The following is a 19,102-nucleotide window of genomic DNA, read 5'->3' on the forward strand; positions in this document are numbered from 1 at the left end:
GTTAACATTGACCCTTTATTTCCCGACAGGAGTCCCGCCCCCTCATGACCAGGCTGCCCCACCCCAGACTCCATCAACTGCTGACCCAACTCCATGCCGAACCGCTGCCCCAGGAGGAGCTGGCTCGCCGCCTCAACGTCTCCACCCGCACGGTGCGCACCGACGTGGCGACCCTCAACGAGCTGATTGCCACCCACGGCGCCCACCTGATCCACCAGCGCGGCAGTGGCTACCAGCTCAAGATTTACAATCAGGGGCTGTTTGACGAGTTGCTGGCGGCCCAGGAACAGGAGAGCTGCCTGCCGCGCACCAGTCGCGAGCGGGTGCTGCATTTGCAGATCCTGCTGCTGACGGCTGAGCAGGGGATCAAGCTGGATGAGCTGGCGGATACCTGGTATCTGAGCCGGGCAGCACTACAGGGGGACATGGCGGAAGTACGGGAGCGGCTCGCCCATTTTGGCTTGATCATCGACAGCAAGCCACGGCTGGGTATGCGCATCCAAGGGAGCGAGACGGCGATCCGGGCCTGTCTGACCCAGCTGCTCTATCAGGAGCTGCTCCACAACAACCAGTTGCAGAGCCTGCTGCCTAACCTGTGCCCCAGCAAGACACTGGAAGTCGTGGGCAATCACATCCATGCCCAGCTCGGCCATCACCAACTACGCCTCGCCGACGAGAGCCTGCAGCAGCTCGCCATCTACTGCGCCGTCGCCCTGTTGCGCCAGGCGGCAGGACACGAGTTGCGCCAGTTTGCCAGCGACGACATCACCCAGGCCATGGCCACCGTGGCACGCGACATCTACGCCGAGCTGCCGACCTTGACACCACCGGGAGAGGAGGAGATCACCTGCCTCGCCATCCAGATCCAGGCCCGCCTCACCGCCGACACGCCCAGGCTCAGCCCGGCCATGGCCGCCGAGAGCGAGCAGCTGGTCGAGCATCTGCTTGCCTATATCCACCAGCACTACCCCTATGATCTGCGCGGCGATCTGCAGTTGCGCGCGGATCTGCAGACCCATATCAGCGCCATGCTGCTGCGGGTCAAATACCAGATTGGCAGCCACAATCCGCTGGCGGATCACATCAAGCAGTATTATCCCCTCGCCTACGACATCACGCTTGCTGCCATCTCTGAGTGGATCAGGCACACCCCCTACCGGCTGACCCATCACGAGATAGGTTATCTGGTGATCCATATCGGGGTCGGGTTGGAACGCCACTATGACATCGGTTATACCCGTCGTCCCCAGGCGCTGCTGCTGTGCGACGCCGGCAACGCCACCTTCCGGGTGCTGGAGGCGCGCATCAAGCGGGAATATCCCCAGCTTCAGCTGACGACACTGGAGTCAGTGCGAGATTACGAGGGATTGGCGCGGATCGAGCAGGACTTTGTCATCAGCACGGTCAAGGTGAGCGAGAAGAACGTGCCCGTGGTGCAAGTCGCCCCCTTCCCGACCCAGTATCAGCTGGAGCAGCTCGGCAAGCTGGTGCTGATCGACCGCACCCGCCCCTACCTGCTCGACAAATACTTCGATGCCGAACACTTCATGGTGGTGCATGAGCCACTCAGCCAGAGCCAGTTGTTTGCGCGGGTCTGCGATCAGCTGGAGGTAGAAGATCGGGTGGAGAGCGGATTCAGAAGCTCGTTGCACGAGCGGGAACGCATCGTCTCCACCCTGCTGGGGGAAGGCATAGCCCTGCCCCACTCCCTCGGCCTGCTGGCGCGCCGCACCCTGGTCTATACCGTGCTGGCACCACAGGGAATCGACTGGGGCAATGGCGAGACAGCCACCCTCATCTTCGTGCTGGCCATCAGCAAGGCAGACTACGAAGAGGCGATGGCGCTCTACGACCTGTTTCTGGCGCTGATGAACGAAAAAGCCAGCAAGAATTTGCTGGCTTGTCGGGATTTTGCCAGCTTCAAGGGGCTGGCACCCACCGGCTCCTGAAGCGGAGCGGGGAGTGATTCACTCCTCGTTAAAGCCGGAGGTGAAGAGCGCCACCACGGCAGCTAGCGCCTCCACCTCTTCGGGGCCCTCCACCTGCACTTCCACCTGCTTGCCCTGAGCTGAATCCAGCATCAGCAGGCCGATCACACTATCCGCATCGGCCTCTATGCCATCCTCGTTGCGCAGCAGCACGTGGGCATCGAAGCCCTGCACCAGCTCGAACAGCATCATGGCTGGTCTGGCATGAATGCCCAGTTTGTTTTTGACCTCCACCGAGGCTGAGACGGTCATCTGATCTCCCTATTGCTCCATCAATAATGCGGCGCACTCTTGTCGAGGGTACGGTGGCGGATCTGGACGTTCTTGCCAAGCAACCGGAATGCGCTGACCAGCTGTTCGGCGATGAACACGGACCTGTGCTGGCCACCGGTACAACCTATTCCTACAGTCACATAGCTGCGATTGTTGCGCTCCAGATGCGGCAGCCAAGTCGCCAGCATATTCTCAATCTGCAAAATGAATTGCATCACGTCCGGCTGGCTGGATAGGTAGCGGGCCACAGGCTCATCCTTGCCGGTAAAGGGCTTGAGCTCGGGGATCCAGTGCGGATTGGGCAGGAAGCGGGCATCAAACACGAAGTCGGCGTCCTTGGGGATGCCGTACTTGAAGCCGAACGACTCGAACACCAGCACCAGTTCGTTCTCTTTCTTGCCGAGCACCCGGGTCTTGATGAGCTCGCTCAGGTCGTGAATGCTGAGGTTGGTGGTGTCGATGCGCAGATCGGCGGTCGAGGAGAGCGGTGCCAGCAGGTGGGTCTCTTCCCGGATCGCCTCATCCAGCGACAGCTGTTTACGCGACAGAGGATGCAACCGGCGGCTCTCGCCGTAGCGTTTGAGCAAGGTGGAGTTTTCCGCATCGAAGAAGAAGCTGGAAAATTCGACCCGGCCCTCGTTGCGCACTTGAGCCAACAGGGTCTCCAGCTTGTCCGGACTCACCGGCAGGTTGCGCACGTCTATGCTGACCGCCAACTTGTCATACTGGCTCTCGACCGACACGATCAACTGGGGCAGCAGGTTGACCGGCAGGTTATCCACGCAGTAATAACCGAGATCCTCCAGCACACGCAGGGCAACTGTCTTGCCCGAGCCGGAGCGCCCACTTACCACTATTAATTGCATCTTGTTCCCTCACCGCTTGGGGTCATGACGGGGGCCTGCATATCAGGCCGAGGTCATGATCTGATAGAGATCTTCATCACTGGTTGCCTGACGCAACTGGCGGCAAACCGCCTTGTCACCCAGTTTGGATGCCATCAGGGAAAGGGTCTTGAGGTGCTGCTTGCACTCGCTTTCCGGCACCAGCAGGGCAAAGAGCAGGTCAACCGGTTGATTGTCGATGGAGTCGAAGGGGATAGGCTCTGCGAAGGTCATCAGGATAGCGGTAGGCGCAAACTCGTCACCGATCCGGCCGTGGGGAATAGCGATACCGGCACCTATCCCGGTACTGCCCATCTTTTCTCTGGCCAGCAGGCACTCAAATAACGCCTGACGAGAGGTCCCCAAGCGCTCAGCAGCTAATTCACTGATGATCTCAAGGGCTCGTTTCTTGCTGGTACAAGGGACCGCACTTTTGGTGCAGTCCCGACTCAGTATGTGTTCAAGTTGCATAGTTATTTTTTATTTAACTTATCTTTGTGCTTGATGATCTGCCGATCCAGCTTGTCCAGCAGGGTATCAATCGCAGCATACATGTCGGCATGCTGTGAATTGGCGAACACCTCGCCACCGCTGACATGCAGCTTGGCTTCGGCGATCTGGTTCAGTTTTTCTACGCTCAACACCACATGAACATTGTTGATGTGGTCAAAATGACGCTCGAGTTTGGCAAATTTGTTATTCACATAATCACGCAGAGCTTCGGTGATCTCGACATGGTGTCCGGTCAGGTTAATTTGCATAACATCATCCTTTTGTTTTGCCTAAACCAGGCGTTTGCGCTGATTGGATGGCGGGATCAACAAGGATTCACGGTACTTTGCGATCGTGCGTCTCGCCACCATAATACCCTGTTCGGCCAGCAAATCCGCGATCTTGCTATCACTTAGTGGCTTGGCGGGATTCTCTGCCGTCACCAACTTCTTGATCAGCGCACGAATTGCGGTCGATGAGCACTCTCCTCCTCCTTCGGTGTTCACATGACTGGAGAAAAAAAACTTCAGTTCGAAGATGCCACGGGGCGTATGCATGTATTTCTGGGTCGTTACCCGGGAAATGGTCGACTCATGCATCTCCACAGCTTCGGCGATGTCGTTGAGCACCATGGGTTTCATGGCCTCTTCCCCATACTCGAAAAAGCCCTGTTGCTGCTCAACAATACAGCTGGCCACCTTGAGCAGGGTGTCATTGCGACTTTCCAGACTCTTGATAAACCACTTGGCCTCTTGCAGATGGGAGCGGATGAACTGGGTGTCCTGGCTGGTGCGCGCCTGGCGCGCCATAGCGGCATAGGTCTCATTGACCCGGATGCGTGGAGCAGAATCGAGATTGAGCTCAACCACCCATTTGGGCCCCTTCTTGACCACAGTCACATCCGGGATCACGTACTGGGAGTCGCTCTGTATGATGCCATTGCCCGGTCTGGGCTCCAGCTGCTGAATCAGATCCAGCACCTCCTTGAGATCGCACTCCTTGAGCTTGGTCTTGCGTGCCAGGGTCCGATAATCACGATTGCCGAGCAAGTCCATGTGCTCGTTGAGCACCTCCTTGGCCTCATTGAGCCAGGGCAGTTCGGGGGCATATTGACCAAGCTGGATCAACAGACATTCCTGCACCGAGCGAGCGGCGATACCGACTGGATCGAAATGCTGCACCCGCTTGAGCACGGCCTCAACCTCGTCGAGTTCCACCTCGACATCCTCGCTGCTCACCGCCGCCTGTATATCTTCGAGGGAGACGGTCAGATAACCGGAATCGTCGATGGCATCTATGATGGCGAGGGCAATGGCGGCATCCAGATCGCTAAACGGCGTGAGCCGCATCTGCCACAGTAGATAGTCCTGCAGGTTCTCGGTGGTTTCACCCTGATAGACGCTGTCTTCCCCATCGTGGATGGGGCCTGCGCTCTGGGCTGTGCCGGCCGAGTAGACATCTTCCCAGGTGGTGTCCACCGGCAACTCATCCGGCATCTGATCCTGGGCCATGGCATCGCTGGAGTCGAGCTGACTGGCATCGACTGGCTCTTCCGGGCTGGTCTCCTGCACGTCATTCTCCTCTTGCTCCAGTAAGGGGTTGTTATCGAGCGCTTGCTGAATTTCCTGCTGGAGTTCCAGAGTGGAGAGCTGGAGCAGACGAATCGCTTGTTGTAATTGCGGCGTCATAGTCAGGGACTGACCGAGACGCAACTGTAATGTCGGCTTCATCTACGTCGGGATATCCTTATGTTCAGCGAGACAATCGTCAAAGGAAATGAAGAGAGGCCCCCTTACTATAGACTGAATTGATCGCCCAAATAGACGCGTTTGACCTGTTCATCTGCCAGTATCTCGGCCGGAGCACCTTCGGCAATCATCTTGCCGTGACTGACGATATACGCCTTCTCGCATACATCCAGAGTCTCTCTGACGTTGTGGTCGGTGATCAAGACGCCCAGGCCTCTATCTTTCAGATGCTGGATGATCTTCTTGATGTCTATCACAGAAATGGGGTCGACCCCGGCAAACGGCTCATCCAGCAGGATAAAACGCGGCTCGGCCGCCAGCGCTCGGGCGATTTCGACCCGACGACGCTCCCCCCCGGACAGACTCTGACCCAGGTTGTCGCGAATGTGGGTGATATTGAACTCTTCCAGCAGCTGTTCAACATTGTCTTCCCGCTCTTCACGGCTCAGCCCCTTACGGGTCTGCATGACCCCCATCAGGTTGTCGAACACCGACAGGCGGCGGAAAATAGAAGCTTCCTGCGGAAGATAGCCGATGCCGTTACGGGCACGGATATGCATGGGCTGCAGGCTGATATCCTGATCGTCTATGGTGATGAGACCGGCATCGCTCTGCACCAGCCCCACTATCATATAGAAGGAGGTGGTCTTTCCGGCGCCATTCGGGCCTAGCAACCCGACAATCTGGCCGGTACCCACTTCCAGGCTCACATCGCTGACCACCATGCGGCGCTTGTAACTTTTTTGCAGGCCGACTGCTTTCAACACTGCCATGGCTTATTTTCCCTGCTGCTTCTGATCGGCTGGCTTGTCGAAATTCTCTACCTGAGCTGGCAGGAACTCAGTCCTGACTTGCTGCTGCCCACCTTTGCTTTCAGCAATCATCTTCTGCTTGTTGATGTCGTAGCGGATCAGCTCACCTTTCACAACGCTATCTTCCTGCTTGAGTTGAGCGTTGCCGGTGATGGTCACCAGCCGGTTCTTCAGCTCGTAGCGAATGCTGTTGCCGTGGGCATTGACCGGCTTGCCGTTATCCAGGATCTGGAAGAAGGTGGCAGGTTTACCGTAGGCGGTCATCACCTCGGCCCCTTTCTCGCCGGAACGGGTCACTACCACCTTGTCAGCCTTGATCTGGATGGTGCCCTGATTGATAGTCACATTCTGCTCGAAGGTGATACGGTTGTCCTGCATCTCGGCCACCTGCTTGACGGCATCGACGTAGACTTTCTCGGCAAAGTCGGACTCTTTGGCACTCACGGTGCCGCACAGCAGCAGGGCCGCGAGGGCCGCGAGGGCCAGATTAACGTTTTTCATTGAAATAGATGGCATGGCTCTGATCCAGTAATTCAAAATATTGACGTTCCAGATGACCCTTCAGGCCAACGCCCTCGGTCTGGAAATCCTTACCTACTATGCTGACTTTTTGATTGCTTCTCACGTTCTGGGTCACCAGATCCAGCTCCAGATAGGGGGTATCCAGCGTGGAGATGAAGGAGGTGGGCAGCAGACCGTCCAGATGCACCTTGTCCCGCAGGATCACATTGTCATCTGTGTTGAGTACGCCAGTATCGGCCGTGACTTTCCACTCGGCCTCACCCTGCTTGTCAAACATGTAGACCACCGGCTTGTTGAAAGTGGCCTGTTCGAGGATCTGGTAATACTCCGCATACTCGGACTCCAGCCGCTCGGTGCGCCGCCCATCGGCGTCAAAGCGGGTGGTGACCAGATTCTTGGCGGTGAAGTCCGGCTGATAGTTCTCGACCTCAGTGGGCGGCTCCGGCACCAGCTCGATATCGCCGAGCTGCCAGGCGGCCAGCGCCACCAAAAACAGCAGGGCGAACAGCAGCGTCTGTCTGCTCATACCGAGGCCTCTGGCTGATACTCACCCAGCTCTTGCGCCTGCAGTATGAGGTCGCACACCTCGCGCACAGCACCCATGCCACCGCCAAGACGGGTCACCATATCGGCACGACTCAGCACCAGTGGATGGGCATCGGCCACAGCGATGCCGAGGCCACAGGCCTGCATCACCGGCAGATCTATGGTGTCATCCCCCATATAGGCGGCATGTTCCGGCGTCAGTCCCAGCCTGGCCAGCAGTGCTTCGAAGTGGGGCAGCTTCTGATCCGCCCCCTGCACCAGATGCTGCACACCCAGGCTCTTCATCCGATCGCTGACGATGCGAGAGTTGCGCCCCGTGATGATGGCGATCTCGATCCCGGCATTTAGCAGCGCCCGTATGCCCGCACCATCGCGGGTACAGAAGGTCTTCAGCTCTTCGCCATCATTGCCCATGTAGATGAGGCCATTGGAGAGAACACCATCCACATCACACACCAGCAGGCGGATCTGCGCCGCCCTGTCATACTGGCTGCGCGTCACCGGACCATAGAGGGTCGGTACGTTTTGCATCAAATTACTCCGGCTTTCAGCAGGTCGTGCATGTTGAAGGCGCCCAGCAGGCGCTTGTCCTCATCCACCACCAGTAATCCGTTGATTTTCCTGGTTTCCATCAGTTTGACAGCTTCTGCCGCCATCATCTCGGGTCCTACGGTAACACAGTTGGTCGTCATCACCTTTGCGATCGGGGTGTGATGGATATCCACTTGCAGATCCAGAATGCGGCGCAGGTCACCATCGGTAAAGAGTCCAGCCAGCTGGCCAGCTGCGTCGACGATCGCCGTCATCCCCAACCCCTTGCGGCTCACTTCCAGCAGCGCTTGGCTGATGGTGGCGTCTATCCCCACCCGGGGCAACAGCTCGCCGCGGTGCATCAGGTCACCGACCCGCAGCAGCAGCCGCTTGCCCAGCGACCCGCCCGGGTGAGAAAGGGCGAAGTCATCAGCAGTGAAACCGCGGGCTTCCAGCAGGGCAACCGCCAGTGCGTCCCCCATCACCAGCGTGGCCGTGGTGCTGGAGGTGGGCGCCAACCCGAGCGGGCACGCTTCCTTCTCGACCCGCACGCACAGGTGCACGTTCGCTTCCTTGGCCATGGTGGAGGCGGGGTTGCCTGTCATGCAGATCAACTGGATGCCACGGCGCTTGAGCACCGGCAGCAGGGCCAGGATCTCGTCACTCTCGCCCGAGTTGGAAATGGCGATGATAAGATCCCCGCTGGAGATCATCCCCAGATCCCCATGACTGGCTTCGCCAGGGTGAAGGAAGAAGGCGGGGGTACCGGTGCTGGCCAGGGTGGCGGCAATCTTGCTCCCGACATGACCTGACTTGCCCATGCCGGTGACCACTATCTTGCCACTGCAGCGCAGCACCAGGTTGCACGCCTGATCGAAGGCATCATTCAGGTACTGATAGAGTCCATCAATCGCTTGTTTTTCAATGTCCAGCACGGTACGGGCGCTGCGACGAAAATCGAACAGTTCAGACACTTTTTCAGACTTTACAGACATAAAGGCACAGCTCCGGGCCGAAATTTGCTGCGGGATTATAAAAAAGTCTGTCGAGATAAGCGAATCGGATACTTCTCGGTCCTAAAAGAAGCACAATTGGTTACAAAAAACTGTCGCGCTTTTGGGAAGCCAGGCTGTTCAATAGTTGTTCCTTGCTGTTGCTTAGACCTAGACTAGCCCATAAAATTCGCTCTTCATTTACACCGGATGGACAATTGTTTGAACAATGACCTGATCACCATCTCCGACCTGACCTTCAGTCACGGAGATCGGCTGTTATACGACGGGATCAACCTGACCATTCCCCGTGGCAAGGTCACTGCGGTCATGGGCCCCAGCGGCATAGGTAAGACCACCTTGCTGCGGCTGATCGGCGGCCAGCTCAAACCTGAGTCCGGTCATATCCTGTTTGACGGGGAAGATATTCCCACCCTCTCCCGCTCCCGCCTGTACGAGGTGCGCAAGCGGATGAGCATGCTGTTTCAGAGCGGCGCCCTGTTTACCGGCATGACGGTCTACGACAACGTCGCCTTCCCGCTGCGGGAGCACTCCGGCCTGCCGGAGGAGCTGATCCACACCATCGTCATGATGAAGTTGCAGGCAGTCGGTCTGCGTGGCGCAGCGAAACTGATGCCGTCCGAACTCTCCGGCGGCATGGCCCGCCGCGCAGCGCTGGCACGCTCCATCGCGCTGGACCCGGACCTCATCATGTATGACGAGCCGTTCGTCGGCCAGGACCCCATCACAATGGCGGTGCTGGTCAAGCTGATAAAGGAACTGAACGGCGCCCTCGGCATCACCTCCGTCATCGTCACCCACGACGTGAAAGAGGTGCTGAGCATAGCCGACTACGCCTATATCATCGCCAACCGCAAGGTGGTGGCACACGGCACGCCGGATCAGTTGCGCGAGGAGCACAATCCCGAAGTCGAGCAGTTCCTGCAAGGATTGCCCGACGGTCCTGTTCCGTTCCATTTTCCGGCAGGCGACCTGCTACAGGATCTGTGATGTTGATAAGCCAAGTAAGCAAGCTGGGCCGGGTCGGAGTGCGTGTCATCAGCTCCATCGGCCGCGCGACCATCATGCTGTTTCATGCGTTGGCGGGCAAACCCGAGCCGCGCAAGCACTTCCCCCTGCTGCTTCAGCAGCTGTATGTGGTGGGCGTACAGTCCGTTGCCATCATACTGGTATCAGGTCTCTTCATCGGCATGGTGCTCTCGTTGCAGGGTTACAACGTATTGAAGGACTTCGGCGCCGAGCAGAGCCTGGGCCCGCTGGTTTCCCTCTCCCTGTTGCGGGAACTGGGCCCGGTCGTGACGGCACTGCTGTTTGCCGGCCGCGCCGGTTCGGCCCTCACCGCCGAGATCGGCCTGATGAAGGCCACCGAGCAGCTCTCCAGCCTGGAAATGATGGCGGTGGACCCGCTGCGCCGGGTGGTGGCTCCCCGTTTTTGGGCCGGGGTCATCAGCATGCCGCTGCTGGCCTTCATGTTCAGCCTGATCGGCATCTTCGGCGGCAAGCTGGTCGGTGTGGATTGGCTGGGGGTTGACGAAGGGGGCTTCTGGTCCGCCATGCAGGCCTCCGTCGACTGGCAGGATGACATCATGCAAGGGGCGATCAAGAGCGTGATCTTCGCACTGGTTGTCACCTGGATTGCGCTCTTTAACGGTTATGATGCCAAGCCGACCTCGGCCGGGATCAGTCAGGCCACAACCCGTACCGTGGTCCACTCCTCCCTGGCCGTGCTCGGCCTGGATTTTATACTCACCGCAGTCATGTTTGGATAAGGTAAAGATGAAGTTCAGCAAAGTAGAATTCCTGGTTGGCGCCTTCATGCTGGCCGGCATCGGTGCCATTCTGGCGTTGGCACTGCAAGTAGCAGGGTTGAGTTTCAAACCGGAAGGAGAAACCTATACCCTGCGCGCCCATTTCGATAATATCGGCGGCCTGAAAGTACGTTCACCCGTCAAGGTCGGTGGCGTCGTCGTCGGTCGGGTCAGCGACATCACTCTGGACACCAAAAACCAGGTGCCTGTCGTCTCCATGCAGATGCAAAAGAGTGCCGGTGAGTTTTCCGAAACCAGCACCCTCTCCATCCTGACCTCGGGGCTGCTTGGGGAACAGTACATTGGCCTGATGCCGGGCTTCACCGACGAGGAGATGGGGACCAGCATGCTCAAGGATGGCGACATGATTGAAGACACCAAATCCGCCATTGTGCTGGAAGAACTGATTGGCAAATTCCTCTACAGCCAGTCTTCCGACACCAAGTAAGGAGTAACCATGTTCAAGAAGATCGCCCTGCTGCTGGGCCTGATGACCAGCATGCTGTTTTCCCTGGTCGCTCACGCCACCAATGCCACCGATCCCTATGCTCTGGTGGACGCAGCCGCCAAGCAGACCTTTGCCCGCCTGAAGGCGGACAAGTCCCTGGTGAAGAGCAATCCGGATCACCTGCGGGTAATCATACGTGAAGAGCTGCTGCCCTACGTGGACAACCGCTTCGCCGCCTACAAGGTGCTCGGCAACCAGATCAAGCAGACCACCCCGGCCCAGCGTGACGCCTTCGTCGAGGTATTCACCGAGTACATGGTGAGCTCATACGCAGATGCGCTCGCCCACTTCGACAAGCAGACCATCAAGATCGAGCCGGGCAATACGCCGGGTGACAGCAACATCACCGCCGTCAACGTCAGCGTGAAAGAGACCGGCAAACCGGACATATTCCTCGAGTTCAAGCTACGCAAGAACAACAAGACCGGCGAATGGAAAGCCTTCGACATGGTCGCCGAAGGGATCAGCCTGCTTTCTGCCAAGCAGAACGAGCTGGGCGGCCTCATTCGCCGGAACGGCATAGATGCAGTGATCGCCCAGCTGCGCGCCCACAATGCCAAGCCGCTGGTCATTAAGTCATGAGACTGAGCGGCGAGCTGCAGGCCCCCCAGGTCGTTGAACTGTGGCAACACCGCGCCGACTGGTGGCAGGAAGATCGGCTCGAGCTGAGTGAGGTCACCACTCTGGACTCCGCCGGGCTGGCCCTGCTGGTCAAATGGGCCAAGGCCGCATTGGCACGAGGCGCTACACCGCAACTGGTGGGCGCCTCCACTGATTTTTATACCCTGGCCAACCTGTACGGGGTGGCCGGACTGTTTCAGTCAACCCCGCTCACAACTGAGGACGCATAATGCAAGTCTCTGAAATTGAAGCGATACTCCTCGAGGCTCTGCCATTGTCCGAAGTCCATGTCAAAGGGGACGGTAGTCACTACCAAGTGATCGCCGTCGGTGACATGTTTGACGGTATGAGCCGGGTCAAGAAGCAACAGGCCATCTATGCCCCGCTGATGGACAAGATCGCCAGCAATGCCATTCACGCACTCTCTATCAAGGCCTTTACCGATGCCGAGTGGAAGCGCGAACGTAAATTCCTATTGCCCTCCTGATTTGGTATCTAAGTAAATGGACAAATTTAAAATTGATGGTCGTTGTACTCTCAACGGCGAAGTGACCATCTCTGGCGCCAAAAACGCCGCCCTGCCTATCCTGTTCGCCACTCTGCTGTGTGATGAGGAGATCCACCTTTCCAACGTGCCGCGCCTCAAAGATGTGGGTACCACCATCAAGCTGCTGGAGATGCTGGGCGCCACCACCAAGGTCAACGGTAACGTGACCGTGCTGACCGGTGCAGTGAACAACCACGTCGCCCCCTACGATCTGGTGAAAACAATGCGCGCCTCCATCCTGGCGCTGGGCCCACTGGCCGCCCGTTTCGGGGCTGCGGATGTCTCCCTACCCGGCGGTTGCGCCATCGGTGCCCGTCCGGTGAACCTCCACGTCCACGGCCTGGAGCTGATGGGTGCCAAGATCACCATCGAAGATGGCTACATCAAGGCCCGTGTCGATGGTCGCCTCAAGGGTGCTCACATCCTGATGGACATGGTCTCCGTCACCGGTACCGAGAACCTGATGATGGCCGCGACCCTGGCAGAAGGTCGCACCGTGATCGAAAACGCCGCCCGTGAGCCGGAAGTGGTCGATCTGGCCAACTTCCTCATCACCCTGGGCGCCAAGATCCAGGGCGCAGGCACTGACACCCTGACCATCGATGGCGTCGAGCGCCTGCACGGTGGCGACTACAGCGTGCAGCCTGATCGCATCGAAACCGGTACCTTCCTAGTGGGCGCAGCGGTTACCGGCGGCAAGATCACCTGCCGCAAGACAGATCCCTCCCTGCTGGAAGCCGTGCTGGTCAAGCTGGAGGAAGCGGGTGCACTGATCGAGAAGGGTGCTGACTGGATCAGCCTCGACATGACGGGTCGTACCCTCAAGCCTGTCACCATCAAGACAGCCCCCTATCCGGCCTTCCCGACCGACATGCAGGCACAGTTCACCGTACTGAACGCTGTCGCCAAGGGTACCGGCATGGTCACAGAAACCATCTTCGAGAATCGCTTCATGCACGTACCTGAACTGGTACGGATGGGCGCAGACATCGAACTGCAGGGCAATGTAGCCATCTGCCGTGACACCGAGCAACTCAAGGGTGCCCAGGTGATGGCGACCGACCTGCGCGCCTCCGCCAGTCTGGTACTGGCCGGCTTCGTGGCCGAAGGCTCCACCATAGTCGACCGTATCTATCACATCGACCGTGGCTACGAAGACATAGAGCACAAGCTGCAGGCCCTGGGTGGCCGCATCGAACGCATCAAGGGCTGATAGCGCCCTGATCGCAGGCTGATAAAAAGGCCCCCTCGCGTTGGCGAGGGGGCCTTTTTCATTGCATCAGTTCAGAGCGAACCAAGAGGGGATCAATGGCCCGCCAGCTTCATGTTTTCGACCAGCACGGAGCCGGTCTTGAGGCTGGAGCGCTCATCCTCGTCACTGCCCACCGCCACTATATGGCTGAACATCTCGGTCAGATTGCCAGCTATCGTGATCTCCTCAACCGGGTAGGCAATCTCGCCATTCTCGACCCAGAAGCCGGCGGCGCCACGGGAGTAGTCGCCATTGACGATATTGACCCCCTGCCCCATCAGCTCGGTCACCAGCAGGCCAGTGCCCAACTCCTTGAGCATCTCCTGGAAATTCTGACCCGTGCTGGAGACCTGCCAGTTGTGGATACCACCGGCATGGCCCGTGGTGGTCAGTCCCAGCTTGCGGGCCGAGTAGGAGGTGAGCAGCCAGCTCATCAGCTCGCCGTTGCGTACTATGTCCATGTCGCGGGTGCAGACCCCTTCCCCATCGAACGGCGTACTGGCCAGCCCGCCCAGCAGGTGGGGGAACTCCTGAATGGTGAGCCACTCGGGCAAGATCTGCTTGCCCAGCTTGTCCAGCAGGAAGCTCGACTTGCGATAGAGGTTGCCACCGCTGATGGCCATCACCAGATGGCCCCACAGGCCGGCAGCCGTGTCGGGGTGAAACAGCACGGGAGCATGACGGGTGGAGATCTTGCGAGCGCCGAGGCGGGAGACGGTGCGTTCCACCGCCTCGTCAGCGATACGCTGCGGGCTCCAGAGCCCGTCGAGAGTACGGCTGGAGGAGTAGCCGTAATCCCGCTGCATGTCGCCATCCTGCTCGCCGATCAGCACACAGCTCAGGGAGTTGCGTGACGCCGCATAGCCTTTGACGAAGCCGTGGCTGTTGCCATAGACCTTGATGCCGAGGTGGCTGGAAAAACCGGCCCCGTCGGAATGCTTGATGCGGGCATCACGACCGAGCGCCAGTCGCTCACACTCGATGGCCAGCTCGATGCCGCGCTGTGGATCCAGCTCTATGGGGTGGCACAGTTGCAGATCGGGGGCATCCCAGGCCAGCAGGCCAGCATCAGCCAGGCCGGCACAGTCATCGGGCGAGGTGTGGCGGGCTATCTCCATGGCGGCTTCGACGGCGGCGCGGATGGCGGGCTTACCCAGATCGGTTGTCGAGGAAGATCCCTTGCAGCCATCTCGATAGACAGCAATGCCAAGGGCACCATCCTTGTTGAATTCGATACTTTCCAGTTCACAACCGCGGGTGTTCACCGACAACCCGGTCTGCTTGCTGATGGAGACTTCGGCCAGCGAGGCCCCCAGTCCCTTGGCTATCTCCAGTGCCTCGGCAACGACGGCCTCGAGATGGGCTTGATCCTGGCGAATTTGGTCTTGCTGATCCATAACTCACATCTGTATGAAGGAAGGAAAGGGGGCTAAGCATATCAGACCCCTGCGCCCAGCGGGAGAAGCTGGTAACATATCCACCAACGTGAATGACAGGAATCAAGAGACCGATGAGTCAATATCAAGACGACAACGAGTTGGAAGACTGGGGCCCCAGCAAGACCCAGCTCAAGCGCGATGCGGAAGCGCTGCAGAAACTGGGCGCGGAGATAGTCGCCCTGAGCCACAGCGAGCTGGAAAAAATCCCTTTGGATGAAGAGCTTGCAGATGCCGTCGAGCTGGGCCGCAAACTCAAGCCCAAGAAAGATGAGTCCTTCCGTCGCCATTTACAGTTCATCGGCCGTCTGATGCGCAGCCGTGATATCGAACCGATCGAAGAAGCGCTCTCCATCATCAAGAACCGCCACTCCACCGTGAATGCCCGCCTGCATCGTCTGGAGCAGTGGCGTGAGCGCCTGATCAGCGAGGGTGACAGCGCCTTGAACGAGCTGATGTCCCAGTTTCATGAGCTGGACCGCCAGAAGCTGCGTCAGCTGATCCGTTCCGCCAACAAGGAACGGGAACTGAACAAACCGCCCGTCGCCTATCGCGAAATGTACCAGTACCTGCGCGGTGAAATCGAAAACCTGCTGTAAGTGATGGCTCACGCCGCATGGAGAGCAACAATCGACACAGCATAAAACGGGGCCACATTGGCCCCGTTTCTTATACTACTTTGCGCGCTAGTTGCTCGCGATGCACTGGGTATGGGTACCGGGGTGCAGATAAGGCATCAGCAGTGGCGCCATCCCCTTGAGCACCTGTACCGGCAGGGCAGAGGTGAAGCGGAACTTATCAGACTGGCTGCCCGGCACATAGGCGGTCAGCGTACCGAAGTGATCCTCCCCCAGAAAGAAGACAAAGGTCGCGGTGCGGTTGCGTGCCAGCGAGCTGGTCACGTTGCCATAACGACCGACCGTTTCGATCCTGTTGTCACCCGTGCCCGTCTTGCCTCCCATCGGCAGGACTGTACCATCCGGCAGGGCAAAGGCTCCGGCGATGCGTCTTGCCGTTCCCCCTTCCACTACCTGCGACAGCGCATTGCGCAACGCGGTCGCGACCTCGGCCGGCAGCACCCGGGTGCCTTCGGTATGAAGTGGTTCAAACGCTGTCTCGAACGGCGTTCCCTTGGCGAACGAGAGGTGCTCGATACGCAGGGTCGGCGCACGAATACCCCCGTTCTGGATGATCCCCATCAGCTCGGCCAGTGCTGCGGGTCTGTCACCAGAGCTACCCAGGGCAGTCGCCAGCGAGGGGACCAGGTGATCAAACGGGTAGCCCACTCTGGCCCAGCGTTGGTGAATGTCGAGGAAGGCCTCGACCTCCAGCATGGTGCGGATACGGCTGTCCCTGGCACTGCGGTGACGGGTCTTGAACAACCAGCTGTATACCTCTTGGCGCTCGTCACGGCTGGCTTCGACCGCATCGGCAAAGGTCGCCTTGTCGAACTCCTTGAGGTAGGAGAGCAGCCACAGCTCCAGCGGGTGAACACGGGCTATGTAGCCTTGATCCGGCAGCGAATACTTGCCGGGACCATAGCTGGTATAGAGCTGCTCTATCCGCCGGTCGCTCAGCTTGTCACGCGGCAGGCGCTTGGCCAGGAAGGCAGCAAAAGCCGCTTCATCAGCTTCCGGCATCAGGTAGCGGTGAACCGCAGCCAGACGCACCGCGCTCGGCTTGAGACCATCCAGGAAGGTATCCAGCTGCTCCTCGGGGGTCTTGCCACGATACTTACGCCAGAAGCGCAGCAAATAGGTTTGGCCTTCTTTATCGGCGAACTTGGCCAGATACTCGGTACGGCGCGGATCCTTGTCATCCTTGAGCAGCTGGGCACGGTTGCCCTCCCGATAGAAGCTGTAGCGCACGATATCGCGCATCAGCCGCACAAACGGCAGGTTGATGGACTCGCGCAGTGCATCACGGATCGCGGGAATGCGACCATTATCCTCACGACGGAAGTTGTTGAAGGTATGCATGCCACCTCCGGTGAAGAAACCTTCGTTCGGACTAGCGGAATACTTGCGATCCAGCGCAGCCTCCAGCATAGGTGGCAGGCTCTTGTCCTTGGCAGTCATCAGATAGGAGACAGCCCAGCGCCTGATGTTGTCCTGATTTGATACCTCGATCTTGCGCAGGCTCTCCGCCGACATGTCCGCATAGCGATCGTGCAACTCGGACACTATCTCCAGATAGGTGGTCAGTACCCGCAACTTGGCGGTAGATCCCAGCTCCAGCTTGCTGCCCTCGTTGATATCGAACGGCTGATCTGTGTTGTCAGTCTGCACCCGTACCTTGAAGCCTTCCGGCGACCTCTCGAACAGGGTGAAGCTGTAACGCACGTCCCCCGTCTTCTCCGGCGAGAGCAGGCGCTCACCAAACAGACCGACCTGGGCAGCGATAGCGGGGTCTGCCAGCTGTTGCAGGTAGCGAGAAATCTCGTTTTGCAGCGGCATGTTAAGGCTGGTGTCTGCGGTCAGATCCATCCGGTCCAGATCATACAACTGCACCCCGAGCTGACGGCTCAGGCGAGTGCGCGCGACCTGCAGACCCTTGTTGTTGTTGACCTTGGTCATCGCGGGGGACTGCAGAAAGTCGCGGAAACCGATCTTGGCCTTGAGAGCAGCCTCCATCAATGGCGGCGTGATCATCCCCTCCTGCACAAACAGGCGCAGATAGCTGTCGGTCAGGGTCGCCAGTGCATCACGTCCCTGTGCCAGATAGTAGGAGGGGCGACGGTGAGCAATCATCAGCGAGACCACCTGACGCAAGGCAAGCCCTTGCTCTGCAAGTGGCGCATCCTGGTTGCGGGCCGGATCCAGCAGACGATTGACCTCGTCCACATTGGCACCAAACCAGACCCAGAGGCCATCACCCAAGCCATGCACCTCGCCATAGCCGGGGGCGGCGGAGAGCGGTACCGAGTTGAGGTAGGCCCAGGCTACCAGCTTGCGAGCCTCCAGCGTCTTGGGACCCAGGCGATAGGCACGCACGCTGGCCGAGGCCATCTGGCGGATCTTCTCGGTGGGAGACAGCGTCAGACCGTCCGGTGAGTGGCGATACTTCTCGACCTGAGTGGCCAAGGTGCTGCCGCCAGCGGACTGATCCTGCATATCCAGCGCCTTGCCGACCTGGGACATGGCCGCCTTGGCAAAACGGGGCCAATCTACCGCAGGGTTCGCCAGCGGTTGCTCGTTGCTCAACAGATCACGGTTCTCAATGAACAGCAGCGACTGTATGACCAGCGGTGGGATGGAAGCAAAATCCGGATAATAGTGGGTCGGATATTTGAACTGATAGAAGGGCTCGGCCCGGCAGTCATGCAGCGTCAGTCCGGCCTGAACCTTCTCTGTATAGGGAACGAAGAAGCCACGACTGGCGTAGTCATAAAGTGAATCGGAAAAATGCACCTGCTCGCTGACCTGATAACCCCGTTGCAACAAGCGCTCTTGCATCATGGGTAGCAGCACGTAACCGAGCCGCTTGTCGAAGGGGCCATCGTCGGGGAAGGCTATCTGTTTGCTGGGACCCGGCTCGACTTGATAGGTCAGCTTGGCAGCATAGCGAGAGATCTCCTGCGACTGCAGCCTGGACGTCTGCATCTCATAGCCAACCAGGGCGATCACAGCAGCCAGGCACAGCAAAAAGAGAAAACAGAACAACCAGCGCCACCAAGGACGACGTTTGCGCTTGTACTTGCCGTCCGCGCGTGGGACGGATGAATCCTGAGATGCCACGTTGTTCAAATTCGTCTGTTCTGATGCGCCCATATCAGCCCCACCATGGTTGCGCAATTTATTGTGTTTCACTCAAGCTTAGTCTTTTTAAGTCAATGGTTTGAAAACTATTGACCGCTTTATAGTGATGGTAACAGGGCGATTATAAAAAGGGGAGCCGATTGTTGCGGTGCGCGAAGAGATCCGAGCTGATGGCGGAAAACAAAACACCGGGAGCCTGTAAATCCAATTGTGTAACCGCCCACGAATAAGTAATTTTTTCAAAAGGATACCTTCGTGGGTAAGCAAATGGACCAAGACAAACTCAAAGCACTCGCCGCTGAGCTGGCAAAAGACATCAAGTCTGAAAAAGATCTCGGCACCCTCACCCAACAGCTGATCAAG

21 protein-coding genes are annotated in these 19,102 nt (G+C 58.5%); 9 read left to right on the forward strand and 12 right to left on the reverse strand.

Translation table 11 applies throughout. The annotated features are described in order from the left end of the window. Positions 1-44: 44 nt before the first annotated feature. Entirely contained in the window at positions 45-1,949 is a 1,905-nt protein-coding gene (locus GWQ22_RS01340) for a PTS sugar transporter subunit IIA (RefSeq protein WP_275929257.1), read from the forward strand. Between the two features lie 18 nt (positions 1,950-1,967). Here GWQ22_RS01340 and npr read toward each other — a convergent pair whose 3' ends face one another. The 10 genes from npr to GWQ22_RS01390 all read right to left on the reverse strand — a co-directional run bounded on the left by npr (position 1,968) and on the right by GWQ22_RS01390 (position 8,791). Next, the gene (gene npr, locus GWQ22_RS01345; protein ID WP_005331359.1) at positions 1,968-2,240 is read right to left on the reverse strand and encodes a PTS phosphocarrier protein NPr; all 273 of its coding nucleotides are present in this window, start codon (positions 2,238-2,240) and stop codon (positions 1,968-1,970) included. Between the two features lie 20 nt (positions 2,241-2,260). Further along, positions 2,261-3,127 (reverse strand): RNase adapter RapZ, encoded by an 867-nt coding sequence (gene rapZ / locus GWQ22_RS01350; protein ID WP_042039092.1) that lies wholly within the window; start codon positions 3,125-3,127, stop codon positions 2,261-2,263. Between the two features lie 42 nt (positions 3,128-3,169). Beyond that, positions 3,170-3,616 (reverse strand): PTS IIA-like nitrogen regulatory protein PtsN, encoded by a 447-nt coding sequence (gene ptsN, locus GWQ22_RS01355; protein ID WP_212514163.1) that lies wholly within the window; start codon positions 3,614-3,616, stop codon positions 3,170-3,172. Between the two features lie 2 nt (positions 3,617-3,618). Further along, positions 3,619-3,906 carry a ribosome hibernation promoting factor gene (gene hpf / locus GWQ22_RS01360; protein ID WP_042039097.1) on the reverse strand — a complete coding sequence of 96 codons (288 nt, stop codon included), beginning with the start codon at positions 3,904-3,906 and terminating at the stop codon, positions 3,619-3,621. A 21-nt stretch (positions 3,907-3,927) separates the two neighbouring features. After that, positions 3,928-5,367, reverse strand: coding sequence for an RNA polymerase factor sigma-54 (locus tag GWQ22_RS01365; RefSeq protein WP_275929258.1), 1,440 nt, complete (start codon positions 5,365-5,367; stop codon positions 3,928-3,930). Between the two features lie 65 nt (positions 5,368-5,432). Further along, positions 5,433-6,158, reverse strand: coding sequence for an LPS export ABC transporter ATP-binding protein (gene lptB / locus GWQ22_RS01370; protein WP_042039100.1), 726 nt, complete (start codon positions 6,156-6,158; stop codon positions 5,433-5,435). Between the two features lie 3 nt (positions 6,159-6,161). Then, complete coding sequence (gene lptA, locus GWQ22_RS01375) at positions 6,162-6,698, reverse strand: lipopolysaccharide transport periplasmic protein LptA (RefSeq protein WP_275929265.1); 537 nt, start codon at positions 6,696-6,698, stop codon at positions 6,162-6,164. Then, on the reverse strand, positions 6,685-7,245 hold the full coding sequence (gene lptC, locus GWQ22_RS01380; protein WP_042039103.1) for an LPS export ABC transporter periplasmic protein LptC: 561 nt from the start codon (positions 7,243-7,245) through the stop codon (positions 6,685-6,687). Before lptC ends, lptA begins: the two co-directional genes overlap by 14 nt. After that, entirely contained in the window at positions 7,242-7,796 is a 555-nt protein-coding gene (gene kdsC / locus GWQ22_RS01385; protein WP_275929259.1) for a 3-deoxy-manno-octulosonate-8-phosphatase KdsC, read from the reverse strand. The genes lptC and kdsC overlap by 4 nt, the downstream gene beginning before the upstream one ends. Beyond that, on the reverse strand, positions 7,796-8,791 hold the full coding sequence (locus tag GWQ22_RS01390) for a KpsF/GutQ family sugar-phosphate isomerase (protein WP_275929260.1): 996 nt from the start codon (positions 8,789-8,791) through the stop codon (positions 7,796-7,798). The genes kdsC and GWQ22_RS01390 overlap by 1 nt, the downstream gene beginning before the upstream one ends. A gap of 207 nt (positions 8,792-8,998) precedes the next feature. Between GWQ22_RS01390 and mlaF the strand changes: the two genes are divergently transcribed. From mlaF to murA, 7 genes are read left to right on the forward strand one after another with little or no spacing between them, the layout of a single operon-like run. Continuing rightward, positions 8,999-9,799, forward strand: a complete 801-nt coding sequence (gene mlaF, locus GWQ22_RS01395; RefSeq protein WP_275929261.1) for a phospholipid ABC transporter ATP-binding protein MlaF — start codon at positions 8,999-9,001, stop codon at positions 9,797-9,799. Next, positions 9,799-10,578: a lipid asymmetry maintenance ABC transporter permease subunit MlaE gene (gene mlaE / locus GWQ22_RS01400; protein ID WP_042039111.1), complete on the forward strand. Its 780-nt coding sequence runs from the start codon at positions 9,799-9,801 to the stop codon at positions 10,576-10,578. The genes mlaF and mlaE overlap by 1 nt, the downstream gene beginning before the upstream one ends. Positions 10,579-10,585: 7 nt before the next feature. Continuing rightward, entirely contained in the window at positions 10,586-11,065 is a 480-nt protein-coding gene (gene mlaD, locus GWQ22_RS01405; RefSeq protein ID WP_042039113.1) for an outer membrane lipid asymmetry maintenance protein MlaD, read from the forward strand. Positions 11,066-11,074: 9 nt separating this feature from the next. Continuing rightward, positions 11,075-11,707 (forward strand): phospholipid-binding protein MlaC, encoded by a 633-nt coding sequence (gene mlaC / locus GWQ22_RS01410; protein WP_042039114.1) that lies wholly within the window; start codon positions 11,075-11,077, stop codon positions 11,705-11,707. Continuing rightward, positions 11,704-11,976, forward strand: coding sequence for an STAS domain-containing protein (locus GWQ22_RS01415; RefSeq protein WP_042039116.1), 273 nt, complete (start codon positions 11,704-11,706; stop codon positions 11,974-11,976). The genes mlaC and GWQ22_RS01415 overlap by 4 nt, the downstream gene beginning before the upstream one ends. Beyond that, positions 11,976-12,233, forward strand: a complete 258-nt coding sequence (gene ibaG / locus GWQ22_RS01420) for a BolA family iron metabolism protein IbaG (protein WP_005306001.1) — start codon at positions 11,976-11,978, stop codon at positions 12,231-12,233. The genes GWQ22_RS01415 and ibaG overlap by 1 nt, the downstream gene beginning before the upstream one ends. Before the next feature lie 16 nt (positions 12,234-12,249). Next, positions 12,250-13,506, forward strand: a complete 1,257-nt coding sequence (gene murA / locus GWQ22_RS01425) for a UDP-N-acetylglucosamine 1-carboxyvinyltransferase (RefSeq protein WP_275929262.1) — start codon at positions 12,250-12,252, stop codon at positions 13,504-13,506. Between the two features lie 92 nt (positions 13,507-13,598). Here the strand turns inward: murA and pmbA are convergent, their stop codons facing one another. Then, on the reverse strand, positions 13,599-14,942 hold the full coding sequence (gene pmbA / locus GWQ22_RS01430) for a metalloprotease PmbA (RefSeq protein ID WP_042039119.1): 1,344 nt from the start codon (positions 14,940-14,942) through the stop codon (positions 13,599-13,601). A gap of 113 nt (positions 14,943-15,055) precedes the next feature. Between pmbA and yjgA the strand changes: the two genes are divergently transcribed. Then, complete coding sequence (yjgA, locus tag GWQ22_RS01435) at positions 15,056-15,580, forward strand: ribosome biogenesis factor YjgA (protein WP_042039120.1); 525 nt, start codon at positions 15,056-15,058, stop codon at positions 15,578-15,580. Between the two features lie 87 nt (positions 15,581-15,667). Here the strand turns inward: yjgA and GWQ22_RS01440 are convergent, their stop codons facing one another. Beyond that, positions 15,668-18,751, reverse strand: a complete 3,084-nt coding sequence (locus tag GWQ22_RS01440; protein ID WP_275929263.1) for a transglycosylase domain-containing protein — start codon at positions 18,749-18,751, stop codon at positions 15,668-15,670. Positions 18,752-19,102 lie beyond the last annotated feature (351 nt).

The sequence above is a fragment of the Aeromonas sp. 1HA1 genome, from assembly GCF_029237385.1.
In the GTDB taxonomy this organism is placed as follows: Bacteria; Pseudomonadota; Gammaproteobacteria; order Enterobacterales; family Aeromonadaceae; genus Aeromonas; species Aeromonas popoffii.